Genomic DNA, 15873 nt, shown 5'->3' with positions numbered 1-15873 from the left:
TCTCAAGAAACGGACGCGTACACCGACCACCACCAGAAACCAGAACAGTTCCCAGCCCGACCGGGGCTTCCATCTCGCTTTAAGCTTACGAATCTTGGTCGACCCCTGTCAAATCAAGTGATTTGACAACAACCCGGCCAATCCTCGCTCCTACAACACCCCGTCTCCAGGGCAACCCTGCTAACTTACCCACACCGGGCGCCACGGTCAAATACCGACGCGGCGACCAGAGAAGGTGGATAACCAGGGAGTGCGAGTGATCACTATCTCCAGGAGTTGGCTGACTTCCGGAGCCTCCGCCAGGCCTGAGCCGGGGAGGGCTGTGATCGCCCTGCAAGAGAAACTCTATCACCGGCTGAGCGGCATCATGAACAACTCTGCTCAGCCCGTGGATATTCCCCGCGCGAATCGTGCCCAAACCTTGGCCTGGTGAACGCATCGTCGCAGGTCAACGGCTCCACGTCGCCGTGCGCATCCCGATGAGAACGGGCGGGGTCCGTGTCCGCTGCCGGTCACGGACCCCGCCCGTCGTGTCTCAGCCGGCCGGAAGCGCGGCGAGCTGGGCCTCCAGCCGGGCGATGTCGCCGTCGGCCTGGGCCGCACGTGCCCGCACCTTGGCGACGACGTCGTCGGGGGCCTTGGACATGAACTGCTCGTTGCCCAGCTTGGCCGTCGCCTGCGCCGCCTCCTTGCGCGCCGCGGCGAGGTCCTTCTCCATGCGCCGGCGCTCGGCGGCGACGTCGATCGCGCCCGCGGTGTCGATCTCCACCGTCGCCGGGCCCACGGCCAGGCGAGCGGTCGCCGCGAAGGACTCCGACGGCTCGTCGAGGCGCAGGAGCACGCGTATGGCCCTCTCGTGGGCGGCCAGAGGCGTGCCGGCGAGCCCGAGCCGCGCGGCGACGCGCTGCCCCGGCTTGAGGCCCTGGTCGGACCGGAACCGCCGGACCTCGGTGACGAGCTCCTGCAGTGCCGCGATCTCGCTCTCGGCCGCCGGGGCGGCGTAGCGGGCGTCCACCGAGGGCCAGGCGGCCACGGTGATCGACGGGCCGCCGGTCAGCGCCCGCCACAACTCTTCGGTGACGAACGGCATGAGCGGGTGCAGCAACCGGAGCAGGGCGTCGAAGACGTGACCCAGCACCAGCCTGGTGCGCTCGGCCACCTCGCCCCCGGACGCGATCTGGATCTTGGCCAGTTCGACGTACCAGTCGCACACCTCGTCCCAGGCGAAGTGGTAGAGCAGGTCGGAGATCTTGGCGAACTCGAAGTCCTCGTACGCCGTGTCGACCGCGGCGAGCACGTCGTGCAGACGGGAGAGGATCCAGCGGTCGGCCACGGCCAGCTCGCCAGGCTCGGGCAGCGGGCCCGCGACGGTCGCGCCGTTCATCAGCGCGAACCGCGTGGCGTTCCACATCTTGTTGCAGAAGTTGCGCGAGCCCGCGGCCCAGTCCTCACTGATCGCCACGTCGGAGCCCGGGCTGGCGCCCCGCAGCAGCGTGAAGCGGGTGGCGTCGGCCCCGTACCGGTCGATCCAGTCGAGCGGGTCGACGACGTTGCCGAACGACTTGGACATCTTCTTGCCGTACTGGTCGCGCACCATGCCGTGCAGGGCCACCGTGCGGAACGGCGGCTCGCCGTCCATGGCGTACAGCCCGAACATCATCATGCGGGCGACCCAGAAGAACAGGATGTCGTAACCGGTCACCAGCACCGTGGTCGGGTAGAACCGCTCCAGCTCGGGGGTGCGCTCCGGCCAGCCGAGCGTGGAGATCGGCCACAGGCCCGAGGAGAACCACGTGTCGAGCACGTCGGAATCCTGGGTGTAACCGGGGGGCGGCTGCTCGTCGGGACCGACGCACACCAGCTCGCCCCCGGGCCCGTACCAGACCGGGATGCGATGGCCCCACCAGAGCTGCCGGGAGATGCACCAGTCGTGCATGTCGTCGACCCAGTCGAAGTACCGCTTGGCCAGCTCGGGCGGGTGGATGCGGGTGCGGCCGTCGCGCACGGCGTCACCGGCCGCCTTGGCGAGCGGCTGCACGTTGACGAACCACTGCAGCGACAGGCGCGGCTCGACCACCGTCTTGCAGCGCGAGCAGTGGCCGACGGCGTGCAGGTAGGGGCGCCGCTCGGCGACGATGCGGCCCTCGGCGCGCAGCGCGGCCACCACGGCCGGACGGGCCTCGAAGCGGTCGAGGCCCTCGAACGGCCCGTGGGTGGTGATCACGCCCCGTTCGTCCATGACGGTTAGCGACGGCAGCCCGTGCCTGCGGCCGATCTCGAAGTCGTTGGGGTCGTGCGCCGGGGTGACCTTCACCGCGCCGGTGCCGAACGACGGGTCGACGTGCTCGTCGGCCACGACCGGGATCATGCGGCCGGTGAGCGGCAACTCGACGGACGTGCCGATGAGGTGGCTGTAGCGCTCGTCCGCCGGGTGCACCGCCACGGCGGTGTCGCCGAGCATGGTCTCGGCGCGGGTGGTGGCGACGACGATGGACGCCTCGCCCTCGCCGTAGCGGATCGAGACGAGCTCGCCCTCGTCGTCGGAGTGGTCGACCTCGATGTCCGACAGCGCGGTGAGGCAGCGGGGGCACCAGTTGATGATGCGCTCGGCGCGGTAGATCAGCCCGTCGTCGAAGAGGCGCTTGAAGACGGTCTGGACGGCGCGCGACAGGCCCTCGTCCATGGTGAACCGCTCGCGTGACCAGTCGACGCCGTCGCCGAGCTTGGCCATCTGGCCGAGGATGCGGCCGCCGGACTCCTCCTTCCACTGCCAGACCCGCTCGATGAACGCCTCGCGGCCGAGATCGTGGCGGGAGAGGCCCTGCTTGGCCAGCTCGCGCTCGACGACGTTCTGCGTGGCGATGCCCGCGTGGTCCATGCCGGGCAGCCAGAGCGTCTCGTGCCCGCGCATGCGCGCCCGGCGGGTGAGGACGTCCTGGATGGAGTGGTCGAGGGCATGACCGATATGCAGCACGCCGGTGACGTTGGGAGGGGGCAGGACGATTGAGTACGGTTCTCGTTCGCTGCCTACATCCGCCGTGAAGTAGCCCTGCGCCACCCAGCGCTCGTAGCTCCGGGTCTCGACATCAGCGGGTGCGTACTGGGTAGGCAGCTCAGGCGTTGTCACAGTCCCCAATTCTAGGGACGTCCCCACCCTGCACGCGTCTCAACCGCAGGCACCCCGAACCGTTATACAGGGGGCTGTCACCGAAAAGCCTATTGCGGTCGGCTGTAAGCCGGAATCGTCACGGAGCGTCGCCGCTGGATCGCGCGTGCACTACCGTGACGAGACCGGTGCGGAGGGTGGGCGGGAACGCCGCCGGTCAGGCGGACTTCTCCCGGGGGGTGCGCTGCTGCTTGGCGTTGAGCTGGTCGCGCGGCACCAGGGTCGGGTTCACGTGCTCCAGCACCGACTCGCGGGTGATGACCACGCGGGCGACGTCCTCGCGGGACGGCACCTCGTACATCACCGACAGCAGCACCTCTTCGAGGATGGCGCGCAGCCCGCGCGCGCCGGTGCCCCGCAGGATCGCCTGGTCGGCGATGGCCTCAAGGGCGTCGTCGGTGAACTCCAGCTCGACGTTGTCGAGCTCGAACAGCCGCCGGTACTGCTTGACCAGGGCGTTCCTCGGCTCGGTGAGGATCTGGATCAGAGCCTCGCGGTCGAGGTTGTGCACGCTGGTGATGACCGGCAGCCGGCCGACGAACTCGGGGATCATGCCGAACTTCAGCAGGTCTTCCGGCATGACGTCGGAGAAGATGTCGGAGGAGTCGATGTCGTCCTTGGAGCGGATGATCGCGTTGAAGCCGATGCCCTTCTTGCCCACCCGGGACTCGATGATCTTCTCGAGCCCGGCGAAGGCGCCACCACAGATGAACAGCACGTTCGTGGTGTCGATCTGGATGAACTCCTGGTGGGGATGCTTCCTGCCGCCCTGCGGCGGGACCGAGGCCGTGGTGCCCTCAAGGATCTTCAGCAGGGCCTGCTGCACACCCTCGCCCGAGACGTCGCGGGTGATCGAGGGGTTCTCGCTCTTGCGGGCGATCTTGTCGACCTCGTCGATGTAGATGATGCCCGTCTCGGCCTTCTTGACGTCGTAGTCGGCGGCCTGGATGAGCTTGAGAAGGATGTTCTCGACATCCTCGCCGACGTAGCCGGCCTCGGTGAGCGCCGTGGCGTCGGCGATGGCGAACGGCACGTTGAGCATCTTGGCGAGCGTCTGTGCCAGCAGCGTCTTGCCCGAGCCGGTGGGGCCGAGCAGAAGGATGTTGGACTTCGCCAGCTCAAGGCCGTCGTCGCGGCCGCGCTCGCCGGACTGGACGCGCTTGTAGTGGTTGTACACCGCCACCGAGAGGGCCTTCTTCGCCTTGTCCTGACCGATGACGTAGGCGTCGAGGAACTCGTAGATCTCCCTCGGCTTGGGCAGACTGTCCCACTTGAGCTCGGAGGACTCGGAGAGCTCCTCCTCGATGATCTCGTTGCAGAGATCGATGCACTCATCGCAGATGTAGACGCCTGGTCCGGCGATGAGCTTTTTGACTTGCTTCTGGCTCTTCCCGCAGAACGAGCACTTCAGCAGGTCTCCCCCGTCGCCGATGCGTGCCACCCCAGATACTCCTTTGCGTGGGACCGCCTGCTCCGCGATCCGAATCTTGCGGACTCGGTCCGAAAAGTCATCCCGCTCAGGTTTCGACGTTACCGTCTTCTGGGCCCTCAGTGCGCCCCCTAGCGGTGAGTCGCACCGGAACGTGCCCAATTGGGCACCGTTCCGGTGCGATCCGCGTCCTCAGGAAGCCACGGCTTGGGCGCGCTTCTTCCGTGAGGGGATGATGTCGTCGATCAAGCCGTAGGCCTTGGCCTCGTCGGCGTTGAGGATCTTGTCGCGTTCGATGTCGCGGCGTACGTCCTCCGGCGCCTTGCCCGAGTGCTTGGCGACGATCTCCTCCAGCAGCGAGCGCATCCGCAGGATCTCTCGCGCCTGGATCTCGATGTCGCTGCCCTGGCCACCGCCCTCGGTCGACGGCTGGTGGATCAGGACGCGGGCGTTCGGCAGCGCGAAGCGCTTGCCGGTGGTGCCGCCGGCCAGCAGCACGGCCGCGGCCGAGGCCGCCTGGCCGAGGCAGACCGTCTGGATCTCCGGCCGGACGAACTGCATCGTGTCGTAGATCGCCGTCATCGCGGTGAAGGAACCACCCGGCGAGTTGATGTAGATGCTGATGTCACGGTCGGGGTCGAGCGACTCCAGCGTGAGGAGCTGCGCCATCACGTCGTTCGCCGACGCGTCGTCGATCTGCACCCCGAGGAAGATGATGCGGTCCTCGAAGAGCTTGTTGTACGGGTTCATCTCCTTCACGCCGTACGTCGTGCGTTCGACGAACGAAGGGATGATGTATCGGCCGTTGATGTCTCCCGGCCGGATCAGGTCACTCACGATTGCCCCTTCAGGAGACGGCGCCCTCGGAGGGCACCTGCCGCGCGCTGCGTACGACGTGGTCGATGAAGCCGTAGTCCTTGGCCTCCTCGGCGGTGAACCAGCGGTCCCGGTCGGAGTCCCGCTCGATCTGGTCGAGGGGCTGGCCGGTGTGCAGGGCGATGCGCTCGGCCAAGGTCTTCTTGACGTAGAGCATCTGCTCGGCCTGGATCGCGATGTCCGCCGCGGTGCCGCCGATGCCGCCGGAGGGCTGGTGCATCATGATGCGGGCGTGCGGCAGCGCGTACCGCTTGCCCGCGGCGCCGGCGCACAGCAGGAACTGCCCCATCGAGGCGGCGAGTCCCATGGCGACGGTGCAGACGTCGTTCGGCACATACTCCATCATGTCGTAAATCGCCATGCCGGCCGTCACCGAACCGCCAGGAGAGTTGATGTAAAGCCAGATGTCCCGGTTGGCATCGTCGGCGGCGAGCAGCAGCAGCTCGGCGCAGATCCGGTTGGCGACCTCGTCGTCCACCTGGGTGCCGAGCACCACGATGCGCTCGCGCAGCAGACGGTTGTACAACTGGTCTTCGAGCCGGAACGAGCCGTTCTGCGGGGCTCGCGACTCCGGGCCGAAGCCGGTGGGCAGATTAGAGGTCGGCGGGCTGGTCACAGCTTCACCTTCCGATGCGTCGTAATCGATGGGCTTTGCTTGTGACCTTAACCCGCGCCGCGGACCGGTCATGCCCGCTCTCCGTGCTGTTCGCTGACGGCGCAGGTAGCCCGGCCCCCCTCCGGCACCCGGCCGGGCGCGGCCGTGCGCCCGCTCGTGAGGGCAGGGGCCATGGCCCCTACGGCCGGCTCGCGGGTAGGGGCCGGGCGGGGGTGCTCCGAAACGGCGCAAGCACCGCCTGAGACCCGCTGTGTGCCGTTCCCGCGCCGGAGGCCGGGAACGGCGACGCCCCCGCCGGGGCGGGGGCGTCGTGCGTGCGAGGTGGCGTGGAGGCTACTCCGCGGCCTGGGCGTCGGCGGGCGCGCCCTCCTGCTCGGGGTTGAGCTCGGCGTAGATGGCCTTGAGGTCGACCTCGTTGCCGGCGTCGTCGACGACCTTGGCGGCGTCTCCGACGACGGTCTTGGCCTTGTCGCGGACGATCTCGACCATGGCCAGCGTGAGCTGGTCGTTGTCGGCCAGGTGCTGGGCGAGCGTGTTGGGCGCGACGCCGAGCTGCGCGGCGCGGCGCATCACGAAGTTGGTCAGCTCGGGCTCGGTGACCCCGAGCTCCTCCTGCTTGGCGATCTTGTCGAGCACGAAGCCGACCTTGATGGCCTTGCGGGAGTTCTCGTCGAACTCGGCGAAGCGCTCTTCCTCGGTGGTCTGGTAGAGCCGGAAGTAGGCCTCGCGGCTGAGCCCGCTCTCGCCGATCTGGTGCTCGAGGTTGTGCTTGCGAGCGTCGAGCTCGGCCGTCAGCGCGCTCTCGGGCAGCGGGATGTCGATCTTGTCGAGGAGGGCGGTCAGCGCGCGCTCGCGGGACTCGACGACCTGCTCGAAGAGCTTGCTGCGACGCGCCTGGGCGCGCACGCTCTCGCGCAGCTCCTCAAGGGTGTCGAACTCGCTGGCCAGGCCCGCGAAGTCGTCGTCGAGCTCGGGGAGGACCTTCTCCTTGACGCTCTTGACGCTGATGGTGACGTCGGCTTCCTCGCCGGCGTTCTCGCCGCCGACCAGCGTCGTGGTGAAGGTCTTCTCGTCGCCGGCGGACATGCCCACCAGGGCGTCGTCGAGCCCCTGCAGGACCGAGCCGGCGCCGACCTCGTAGGAGACGTCGGAGGCCTGCTGCTCCTCGATGTTCCTGCCGTCGATGGTGGCCGAGAGGTCCATCACGACGTAGTCGCCGTTGCCGGCGGCGCGCTCCACGCCGGTCAGCGTGGCGAAGCGCTGGCGCAGGGCGTCGATCTGGGTGTCGACGTCCTCATCGCTCACCTCGGCGGTGGGGACGGTGACCTCGAGGCCCTGGTAGTCGGGGACGTCGAAGGCGGGGCGGACGTCCACCTCGGCGGTGAACTCGACCTCCTTGCCGTCCTCGATCTTGGTGACCTCGATCTCCGGCCGGCTCACCGGGAAGACGTCGCTCTCGTCCACGGCCTGGCCGTAGAGCCGGGGCAGCGCCTCGTTGAGCGTCTCCTCCAGGACCACCGCGCGGCCGAAGCGCTGCTCGATGATGCGGGCGGGAACCTTGCCGGGGCGGAAGCCGGGCACGCGCACCTGCTGCGCGACCTTCTTGTACGCCGCCTGCATGCTCGTCTCGAGCTCCTCGAACGGCACCTCGACGGTGAGCTTCACCCGGGTCGGGCTGAGCTCCTCGACAGCGGTCTTCACGGGGTGGTCTCCTTGATCAAGCTACTGGTGATCGCGGGCGCGTCATGCCGTACGGCTACCGCGACATGATTCGCGCGCCGCGCCCACATGGGCGGCTCAGTGCACAGGCCAGCGCATGCCCTGTCTGGGCGTGCTCAACTGTGGCGGGTGTCCAGCGCCGCATGCCAGTCTAGAGCAGGCGGGCCCTTCCGTCGTCATCGACAGGCGTCAGAATCTCTCGGTGGAGATCTTCTGGAGGATGTCGACGGTCGCCTCGGGAGTGGTGCTGACCGCGCAAAGGCGCTCCATCACCTCGCTGTAACGGTCCACTTCCTCGCGTTTGTCCAAGTAGAGGGCACTGGCGAGCTGTTCCACGTACACGACGTCCGGAAGCTCGCTGTCGTTGAAGCGGAGGACGCTGAAGGCCCCGCCCTCGGCGCTGTGGCCGCCGAAGCTGAACGGCATGACCTGAATCGTGATGTTCGGCAGGCGCATCAACTCCAGCAGGTGCTCCAGCTGCCCCCGCATGACCTCGGCGCCGCCGATCGGCCGCCGCAGCGCGGCCTCGTCGATCACCGCCCAGAACACCGGCCCGTCGGGACGGTCGAGCACCCGCTGGCGCTCCATGCGCAGGTCGACGCGGCGGGAGATCTCCGCCGCCCCGATGCCGGCCGCGCCCGCGGTGATGACCGCCCTGGCGTACTCCTTGGTCTGCAACAGGCCCGGCACGAACTGCACCTCGTACGTGCGGATGCGCGAGGCGGCCTCCTCAAGGCCGACGTAGGCCTGGAACCAGGAGGGCAGCAGGTCGTTGAAGCGGTGCCACCAGCCGGGCTCGTTGGCCCTTTCGAGCAGGCCCATCACCGCCGTGCGGGCCTCGCCGTCCTCGACGCCGTAGTACGCGAGCAGATCGGCGACGTCACGCTCCTTGAACCCGACCCGGCCGAGCTCCATACGGCTGATCTTGGACTCGGAACAGCGGATGACGTTCCCGGCCTCTTCGCGGGATATGCCCTTGCTCTCGCGAAGCCGGCGGAGCTGGGACCCGAGGAGAATGCGGAGGGCCGTCGGACCCGACCCGGGCTGGAACGAAGTCAAGGCTCCCTCCTCCCGTCTCCTCGGCGTCTACAGGGGCCAGCCAACACAGTGTCACCACTTCCGGCCCTCGTGACAAGGGCCGGTCACCCCACCCTCTCCCCCAGCTTCCCAAGGCGATCGGTGCGTCTGCACGAGGCAACTGCACGTGCATTTGGGTCTTGCACCGAACCCAATACTGACCCATGATGGCCTAGTGCATATTGGGCTAAAGGTGCACTAACTCGTTGAAATGACGACTGGCCGCGGAGACCGACAATGACAGCGGGAGGTAGCACCAGAATGCTGGAGCCCGTATCCGCGGCCCACTGCGTCGACGCCATCCCCGAAGTCGCCTTCAAGAAGCTGCTGCGGTCGAGCGTGCGGGAGGACACCGCCACCTGCCCACTGCGCCCCCAGGCCGACTCGGTCAAGACGGCTCGTGACGTCACCCGTTCGACCCTCAGGCAGTGGGGCCTGGCCGAACTCGGCGACGACGCCGCGCTCGTGGTGTCCGAGCTGGTCACCAACGCGGTGCGCTACTCCAGATGCACGCCGGGGTTCTACACCGGCCACGCGCCCATCACGCTCATGCTGCTGCGCCTGCGCCCGCACGTGCTGCTGGCGGTGGCCGACCCGAGCGACGAGGCCCCGACGCCCAAGGAACCGGACTTCATCTCCGAGAACGGGCGCGGCCTGTACATCGTCGAGACCTACAGCAGGTGCTGGGGGTGGGACGCCCTCGACGAGGGCGGCAAAGCCGTCTGGGCGCTCTTCCACTCGGGCGCCTGACCCGCGCGTTCCGCTCGTTCTTCCCGCCAGCCGGCCCCACCGCTGACGGAACCTTGCCCTCATGTGTCGGGGTGACCGGATTTGAACCGATGATCTCCTGCACCCAAAGCAGGCGCGCTACCAAGCTGCGCTACACCCCGGAACGTCAGCCGCTCACCTACTCGGAATCTCCGGTACGCTAACTTCCTGACGACCGGAAGAAGTCTAGACCAGACCACGACCGGCTCGTGCGGACGTAGCTCAATGGTAGAGCCCCAGTCTTCCAAACTGGCTACGCGGGTTCGATTCCCGTCGTCCGCTCTCACCACTAAGGCCCAGGTAGGGACATGCTCCCCGACCCGGGCCCCAGTTTCTTTCACGGCTTACTTTTGGTGTCGTGCCCGTTGTGTGCCCGTTCTCTTTTCGCCCTGTCGACCTGACCGGCGAGCGTGCCCGTTCCCCGTCGCCGGCGTCCGCCTTTCCCCGGGCCCGCCGTCCCTGGCGATCTTGAGTGCCTGGCCGAGCGCTTCGGCGATGACCTTGTCCCGGTCCTGCGTGGCGTGCTGGTAGATCAGCGCCGCCCGAGGGCTCGCGTGGCCCATCCTCACCATCAGCTCCTTCAGACTCGCCCCCGATGCCGCCGCCAGGGTGTTGCCCACGTGACGCAGATCATGGAAGTGAAGATCCGGGAGTCCGACATCGGTGCGGACCTTGTTCCAGATCCGGCGGAAACCCGACCGGCGCAGCCATCCCCCTTTGGGTCCGACGAACACCCGTCCGCTCTCCCCCGGCTCTGCGAACTCCTCAAGGTGGTGGCGAAGCTCAGGAATGATCTCCTGCGGAATGGTGACCACCCGGCGACCGGCCCGAGACTTGGGGGTGTCCTCGATGAGCTTGCCGCCGTCCAGTTCGGCCAACTCGCTCACGACCCGGACAACCCCCTCCTCCAGGTCGAGATTCGGACGACGCAGGCCGGCCAGCTCGCCCCAACGAAGGCTCGTGAACGTGCCCAGGAGCACGAGTGCCCGGTATCGCTCAGGCACGTTGCCATGAATCTCCAGAACCTTCGCCAGTGGGATCATGCGCCGTTCTGGGGTGTCGGGGGTACCAGCGCCTTTGATCCGGCATGGGTTCTTACGGATCAGCTCATCCTCGACAGCCGTACTCATGATCGACTTGAGAAGCTGGTACGCCTTGGCCACCGTGGACTGCCCCACCACACCGAGCCGTTCCTTGCGCCACCGGCGCACGTCGGCGTCCTTGATGTCCCCCAGGGTGGAGTTGCCGAAAGCCGGGACCAGGTGGTTCCTCAACAAGCTGCGATACAGACCCTCCGTCCTCGCCTTCAACACCCGATCATCAATCCACGACGTGGCGTAGACCTCGAAAAGGATCTTTCCGGCGTCGGGGTTCATCCAGTCGCCCCGTTGGATCTCCGCCTCCTTCAGGACCAACCAGCGCTCGGCGTCCCGGCGACTAGCGAAGGTGTAGGGGGCCGGCCGATCGATGCCGTCAGGCCCCGGGTAGCGCGCCTGAAATCGCCCGGAGGGAAGCTTCCGGACCCTGCCGAACCGCCGCTTCTTCTCAGCCATCAGGCAGCCCTCCCAGTCGTCGACCTGATCGGCTCGACGAGGCCGGCACGTATGAAGTCCTCAAGCGCGGACTCCGGGATGCGGACGAAGCGGCCGACGTGGACGAAGCGAATGCGCCGCTCTTCGATGAGCCGTCGCGGGAAGCGGACCGAGGTGTTCAACCGTTCAGCCGCTTCCTCAACGGTGAGTAATCGGTCCCGGCCTATGTCGGAAGCCGCTACGTTCACCGCACGAGTGCCCTTCTGACTCATGCCGCCCTCCCGGCTGCCGAGAGATCTTCGATGAGTTGTCCGTCTGCTTGGGCTTGGGCTTGTTTGAGTGCCGCGCGCCATTCGTGGCGTCGGGCTAGTTCGTTGAGGAGTCGTTTGGTGCGGGGTGGGACGCCGGGGTCTTGGGGGTTTGCCAGGCGCCACAGGTAGCGGTGCGGGTCGACGGGCTCAGCTCGGTCATCAGTTGCCGAAAGGCCGAGCTGTTGCAGCACCCAGGCGCGGCGGTCCTGCTTGTGTTCGGTCAGGGTCTTGCCGGACCACTTGCGCGAGACCAGGACGCGGCGGCCGGCGTAGCCGAGGTGTTCGGGCTTGTGTGCCTTGCCCCGGCAGCCGCCCGGACGCATGCCAGGCTTGGCGCCTTTGGGCTGTACGCCGTAGCGCAGCCAGTTCGGGCAGGTGGGTGCGCACGGCTCGAACCGCAGCGCGTTCATCAGTCGTTCGAGGTGGGCTCGTTGGGCGTCGGTGGTGGGCTCGTGGCAGGCCGACAGGGACTTGGTCAGGTACTTGGACAGGTAGAACAGCCCCCGATCCGCGCCCGGGGAACCGGCAAGCACGCCTTTGACGTCGACCTGTTGACCCAGCCGCACCACATGAAGCGGTTCGGCGTCTTCGTCGGCGTCGAGCTGGTCGAGTGCCTGTTCCCAGGTGGGGAGAAGTTCGCCCGTTGCGGGGTCGAGGTAGTCGCCGGCCTGCCCGTCCTGGCGGTAATGCGCATGCTCATCAGCGACCCAGACCGGCAGGTGATCCCCTTCGAAGCGGACCACGTCGCACGAAGGCCACCACACCTGGTGATACGTGGCCGCGGCCACCGCTTTGACCTCAGCGCGTGGCATGGTCCCCCGCACAGCCATGTGCAGATGCGGTGCGAGACGCCGTTGGGGTTCGACGGTGGCGAAGTATTGGACGTCGTAGCCGGCGACCCGGCGAAGGTTCTGCACGAACCGGTCGACCACCTTGGGGAAGTGGATGGCATCGCGAGCCGCGCGCACGTAGTCATAGGTCGAGGGGTCGACCGGGGTGCCGTCGTGTCTGACCCTGCCGTAGCTGTCACAGGTGAGGGTGATGAACAGCGAGGGCCGGTAGACGTTGCCGTCGGGTGCGGTGAAGGTGCGTCCCACGGTGCGGTTCTCCCGCTGCCGCTTAGGAAGGTCGGGGGCGTCCTGCCGGCGACGCGTCGAGCGGGACCGGCGCGGCTTGCCGTCATCACCGGGCAGGACGCTGCCCCGCACACCTGATTCGGTGAGCTGGTCGTCCAGGTCGGTGATGACCTCATCCCAGACCTCCAGGTCCCCGCCGGCCTGTTCGGCCAGCTCCCGTAGGGCTTGGGCGTCGGCGCGTTCCTCGATCAGCCAGACCTGACGCTCTGTCGGGGTGTCGCGTTCGGCCAGGGGTTCGGCCTCCAGGTGCCAGCCTTCGCGGCATTGCGCCTTGCGGAGCTGGACGGCTCGTTTGGCGCAGGGTTCGCATTTGGTGTCCAGGGTGGCGCCGCAGGGGATGTTGAGGTGTTCTACCTGCCCGGTGTGGGTGTCGACCTTCTTGAGCACCAGCGGCCGCAGGCACACCCCGTTGGCTTTGCATGCCTCCTCGATGACGTCCAGGGCCAGCGGCATCGCCGCGCGCACCGCCCGGGGAACAGACCGGTCATGGGGGTTGGTCACGCGGCCTCACCGCCGTCCACCTCGACCAGGCAGCTGGCCCGCTCCCCGCACTGGCGGCACTCCACCAGCCCTCGGACGGCATCCAGCCACAGCACGTTGAGGGCCCCGCAGCAGGCGCAGCGCAGCCCGTCCAGGAAGTGCGCCAGCGTCATCGCCCCTCACCGGCCCCGGCGAACTCCGCGACCATCGCGCGGATGTCGGTGTCGGAGACGAACGCCGCGCGGACGCGTAACGGTTCGGGGCAGGCTTCCAGGCGGACGTATCCGACGCCGGCCCCCAGGGTTGGGGTGGAGGAGATGTGATCCGCCAATGCGCCCCGGTCGCGGGCCCCGTCGCCGAGGACGAGATCCACCTGTGAGGGCTCATCGAGCCGTAGGGCGATCTTGTCGGGGAACAGGTTCCGGATGGACAGGATCTCTTTGCGGGGGTCTTGTAACGCGGCCATCACCCCGACGCCGACCGCGCGCCCCTGCGTGGTGAGGGTGGCCAGGGCCGCAGTGATGCGGTCTTTGAGTTTGCGGTCGGTCTGGTAGGCGGTCAGGAACGCCACCTCATCCACGATGACCAGCACGAACGGATCTTCCACGGTGGCGACGTGGTTGCGCTGCACACCGGCGAACCGCCCGGCGCGCTCTTGCATGACCTTGACCGCTTCCTCCAGCAGCTCGGCGCAGGCGGCGGGGTCGGCGGCGTAGTGGTCGCCGAACAGGGCGCGGCCGTAGGACAGCTCCATGAGCTTGGGGTCCAACGCCCAAATCTGAGCCAGCCCGGCGAGCACGGCCGGCAACAGGCCGCGGATTGCCGACCACAGCCACGACCCCTTGCCCGCCCCGGTCGCCCCAGCCACCAGGACGTGTGTGCCATGCAGCTTCAGCCGGTAGACGCTCCCGTCCTCGTGCAGCCCGATCGGGACGGCCGAGACCTGTACGTCGGTGGGGATTGGTAGGGCGGGTATCGGGGTGGCCAGCAGGTCACGGCGCGGCAGAATCAGCGTGATCCGGCCGGGTTTGTCGACCTTGACCCGGCATTCGGGAGCGGCGAACCCGTGGGCGAGGTTGTCGGCCCGCTCCTGCCACTGGTCGGCCGATTGACCCGAAAGCATCTTGAGGTGCACCACGTCGGCGGTGGGGGTGCAGGTGACCTTGAGCAGCCGTGGCAGGTACTCCCGTCCGCCGACGTGCTTGGCCAGGCCGGAGACGACCATGACGGGTTGCCAGTGCCGGCGGTAGTTGCTCATCCACCGCCACCAGGCGAACAACCCCAGCCCCACCCACGGCGTGAAGGAGGCCGGATGAGCCAGCCGCCACCCGGCCAACGCCGTGACGACCGAGACGACGAGGATCAGGGCGGTATGCCAGTCATGCAGCCACCACAGCGCCGCCGCAGTGGCCACGGCCAGGCAGGCGACCGGATGGCGCCACAGCATGCCGGCCAGGCCCACGACGGCCCGGAACAGCATCACGCCCAGGGTGATGATGGCCGGGGTCGTGACTACCACCGGGCGAAAGACGATCGAGTCCGGGACGGTGGAGACGATGTCGCGGGTGTAGTCGCCGGGGAGTTTGCGCAGCATAAACTGAACGCCTCTTCTCGTGAATTGAGTCGCAGGGAGAGAACCCGGGGGCCGCCGGAAGTTGCCGCTTCCAGCGGCCCCGCTAAACGATCAGGCCGCCTTGCCGGGCGTCGCCTTGCCGGTACCGGTACCGGTACCGGTGTCGCCGGAGTCGCCGGCGTGTTCGTCGCGCAGTCGCTCACAATCGGCCAGGAACCGGGCCGCCGCGTCGAACAGGTCCCGGGCGAAGCGCACGTGCGCGTCGGTGACCTTGGTCTTGCTGGTCGTGCCGATGCTCACCCGGGCGTCGCCGTGATCCACCGACACGAAGGCGTGCGCGTCGTCGGTGGCGGGGTAGTACTGAGCCCGCGCGTACTCGTCGGGGTAGAAGGACATGGCGATCACAGGTGACTGCCCCGGCCGCATGCTGATCGAGGTGTAGCTGTAGCCGCTGCTCATGCCACGCTTTCCTTCCGCTTGGACTCCCGCCGGACCTGAACCAGATACAGCCGCTCGACCTCAGCGGCGAACGCCGCTGCTTGATCGGCCATCTCCCGGGCGAACATCACCGAGGCGTAGTCCACCCGGTTGGCGTGCAACGTGACCTTGATGACCGCGTTGCCCGCCGCGATCTCCAGGATCGGCGTGCGGTGCGGGTAGGCCAGGCACGCCACCCGGCCCCGCCCGTCCACGTGTAACGCCGTGGTCTGCCACGAGCCGTTGACCCGGCGGCCCATCAGGCAGCGTCCTTCCCGCTCACGCTCACCGCGACCTTGGCCGGACCGGCACTGGCACCGGCGCGGGGAGCGCGCATCTCCCTGGCCCGGAAGGAGAACGCCTGCCGCTCGTTGTTGACCCACGGGGTGACGGTCATGCCGTCGAACTCCACCGGGATGAACGGCAACCCCTGAAGGGGAGCCGGCGGCACCGGCTGAACCGGCGCACTCACCTTGACCTTGACCGTCTTCTCCCGCGCCTCAGGGTCACAGTCGATCACCGTGACCTGCCACACGAACTCCCCCGTCGCCTTGTCCCGCGCGAACACCGGCTTACCGGCCGACGACGCCGCAAAATCCCTGACCTGTTCCACCTCCCCGACCATGTAGCAGCCGTGCGGGAACACGTGCTCGAACTTGACTGGGATAGGCCCCTGAAGTGCCACACTGTCCTCCTGTCGTACTGTCGCTAAC

At 67.8% G+C, this 15873-nt stretch carries 15 protein-coding genes and 2 tRNA genes; 2 read left to right on the top strand and 15 right to left on the bottom strand.

From position 1 onward, the window contains the following. Positions 1–535 precede the first annotated feature (535 nt). The 6 genes from PYR91_RS30550 to PYR91_RS30525 all read right to left on the bottom strand — a co-directional run bounded on the left by PYR91_RS30550 (position 536) and on the right by PYR91_RS30525 (position 8865). Positions 536–3127 carry a valine--tRNA ligase gene (locus PYR91_RS30550; protein ID WP_347943720.1) on the bottom strand — a complete coding sequence of 864 codons (2592 nt, stop codon included), beginning with the start codon at positions 3125–3127 and terminating at the stop codon, positions 536–538. Positions 3128–3323: 196 nt separating this feature from the next. Further along, a complete protein-coding gene (clpX, locus tag PYR91_RS30545) occupies positions 3324–4607 on the bottom strand; it encodes an ATP-dependent Clp protease ATP-binding subunit ClpX (protein ID WP_279785421.1) in 1284 nt (427 codons plus the stop codon). Positions 4608–4787: 180 nt separating this feature from the next. Continuing rightward, a complete protein-coding gene (locus PYR91_RS30540) occupies positions 4788–5432 on the bottom strand; it encodes an ATP-dependent Clp protease proteolytic subunit (RefSeq protein ID WP_279785420.1) in 645 nt (214 codons plus the stop codon). Between the two features lie 10 nt (positions 5433–5442). Beyond that, positions 5443–6087 carry an ATP-dependent Clp protease proteolytic subunit gene (locus PYR91_RS30535; RefSeq protein ID WP_279785418.1) on the bottom strand — a complete coding sequence of 215 codons (645 nt, stop codon included), beginning with the start codon at positions 6085–6087 and terminating at the stop codon, positions 5443–5445. A 333-nt stretch (positions 6088–6420) separates the two neighbouring features. Next, on the bottom strand, positions 6421–7788 hold the full coding sequence (gene tig, locus PYR91_RS30530) for a trigger factor (protein ID WP_279785415.1): 1368 nt from the start codon (positions 7786–7788) through the stop codon (positions 6421–6423). 207 nt (positions 7789–7995) lie between these two features. Next, complete coding sequence (locus PYR91_RS30525; protein ID WP_279785414.1) at positions 7996–8865, bottom strand: helix-turn-helix transcriptional regulator; 870 nt, start codon at positions 8863–8865, stop codon at positions 7996–7998. Between the two features lie 279 nt (positions 8866–9144). On the opposite strand from PYR91_RS30525, the gene PYR91_RS30520 reads away from it, so the two are divergent. After that, the gene (locus PYR91_RS30520; protein ID WP_279785412.1) at positions 9145–9633 is read left to right on the top strand and encodes an ATP-binding protein; all 489 of its coding nucleotides are present in this window, start codon (positions 9145–9147) and stop codon (positions 9631–9633) included. Positions 9634–9699: 66 nt separating this feature from the next. Here PYR91_RS30520 and PYR91_RS30515 read toward each other — a convergent pair. Next, positions 9700–9773 (bottom strand) — tRNA-Pro (locus PYR91_RS30515). Between the two features lie 89 nt (positions 9774–9862). On the opposite strand from PYR91_RS30515, the gene PYR91_RS30510 reads away from it, so the two are divergent. Next, a tRNA-Gly gene (locus PYR91_RS30510) sits at positions 9863–9933 on the top strand. A gap of 62 nt (positions 9934–9995) precedes the next feature. Here the strand turns inward: PYR91_RS30510 and PYR91_RS30505 are convergent. The 8 genes from PYR91_RS30505 to PYR91_RS30470 all read right to left on the bottom strand — a co-directional run bounded on the left by PYR91_RS30505 (position 9996) and on the right by PYR91_RS30470 (position 15845). Next, positions 9996–11204 carry a site-specific integrase gene (locus PYR91_RS30505; RefSeq protein WP_279785410.1) on the bottom strand — a complete coding sequence of 403 codons (1209 nt, stop codon included), beginning with the start codon at positions 11202–11204 and terminating at the stop codon, positions 9996–9998. Further along, positions 11204–11455 (bottom strand): excisionase family DNA-binding protein, encoded by a 252-nt coding sequence (locus PYR91_RS30500; RefSeq protein ID WP_279785408.1) that lies wholly within the window; start codon positions 11453–11455, stop codon positions 11204–11206. Before PYR91_RS30500 ends, PYR91_RS30505 begins: the two co-directional genes overlap by 1 nt. Further along, positions 11452–13131: a replication initiator gene (locus tag PYR91_RS30495; RefSeq protein WP_347943715.1), complete on the bottom strand. Its 1680-nt coding sequence runs from the start codon at positions 13129–13131 to the stop codon at positions 11452–11454. The genes PYR91_RS30500 and PYR91_RS30495 overlap by 4 nt, the downstream gene beginning before the upstream one ends. Beyond that, positions 13128–13283 carry a hypothetical protein gene (locus tag PYR91_RS30490; RefSeq protein WP_279785406.1) on the bottom strand — a complete coding sequence of 52 codons (156 nt, stop codon included), beginning with the start codon at positions 13281–13283 and terminating at the stop codon, positions 13128–13130. The genes PYR91_RS30495 and PYR91_RS30490 overlap by 4 nt, the downstream gene beginning before the upstream one ends. Then, positions 13280–14704, bottom strand: a complete 1425-nt coding sequence (locus tag PYR91_RS30485) for an FtsK/SpoIIIE domain-containing protein (protein WP_279785404.1) — start codon at positions 14702–14704, stop codon at positions 13280–13282. The genes PYR91_RS30490 and PYR91_RS30485 overlap by 4 nt, the downstream gene beginning before the upstream one ends. 90 nt (positions 14705–14794) lie before the next feature. Then, complete coding sequence (locus PYR91_RS30480; RefSeq protein ID WP_279785402.1) at positions 14795–15142, bottom strand: hypothetical protein; 348 nt, start codon at positions 15140–15142, stop codon at positions 14795–14797. Next, complete coding sequence (locus PYR91_RS30475) at positions 15139–15420, bottom strand: hypothetical protein (RefSeq protein ID WP_279785400.1); 282 nt, start codon at positions 15418–15420, stop codon at positions 15139–15141. Before PYR91_RS30475 ends, PYR91_RS30480 begins: the two co-directional genes overlap by 4 nt. Beyond that, entirely contained in the window at positions 15420–15845 is a 426-nt protein-coding gene (locus PYR91_RS30470; RefSeq protein WP_279785399.1) for a plasmid replication, integration and excision activator, read from the bottom strand. Before PYR91_RS30470 ends, PYR91_RS30475 begins: the two co-directional genes overlap by 1 nt. Positions 15846–15873: the final 28 nt, after the last annotated feature.

This window comes from Sphaerisporangium sp. TRM90804, assembly GCF_029846175.1.
Taxonomy (GTDB): domain Bacteria; phylum Actinomycetota; class Actinomycetes; order Streptosporangiales; family Streptosporangiaceae; genus Sphaerisporangium.
The sequence above is the reverse complement of the archived record's forward strand: the minus strand, read 5'-3'. Positions and strand labels throughout refer to the sequence as shown.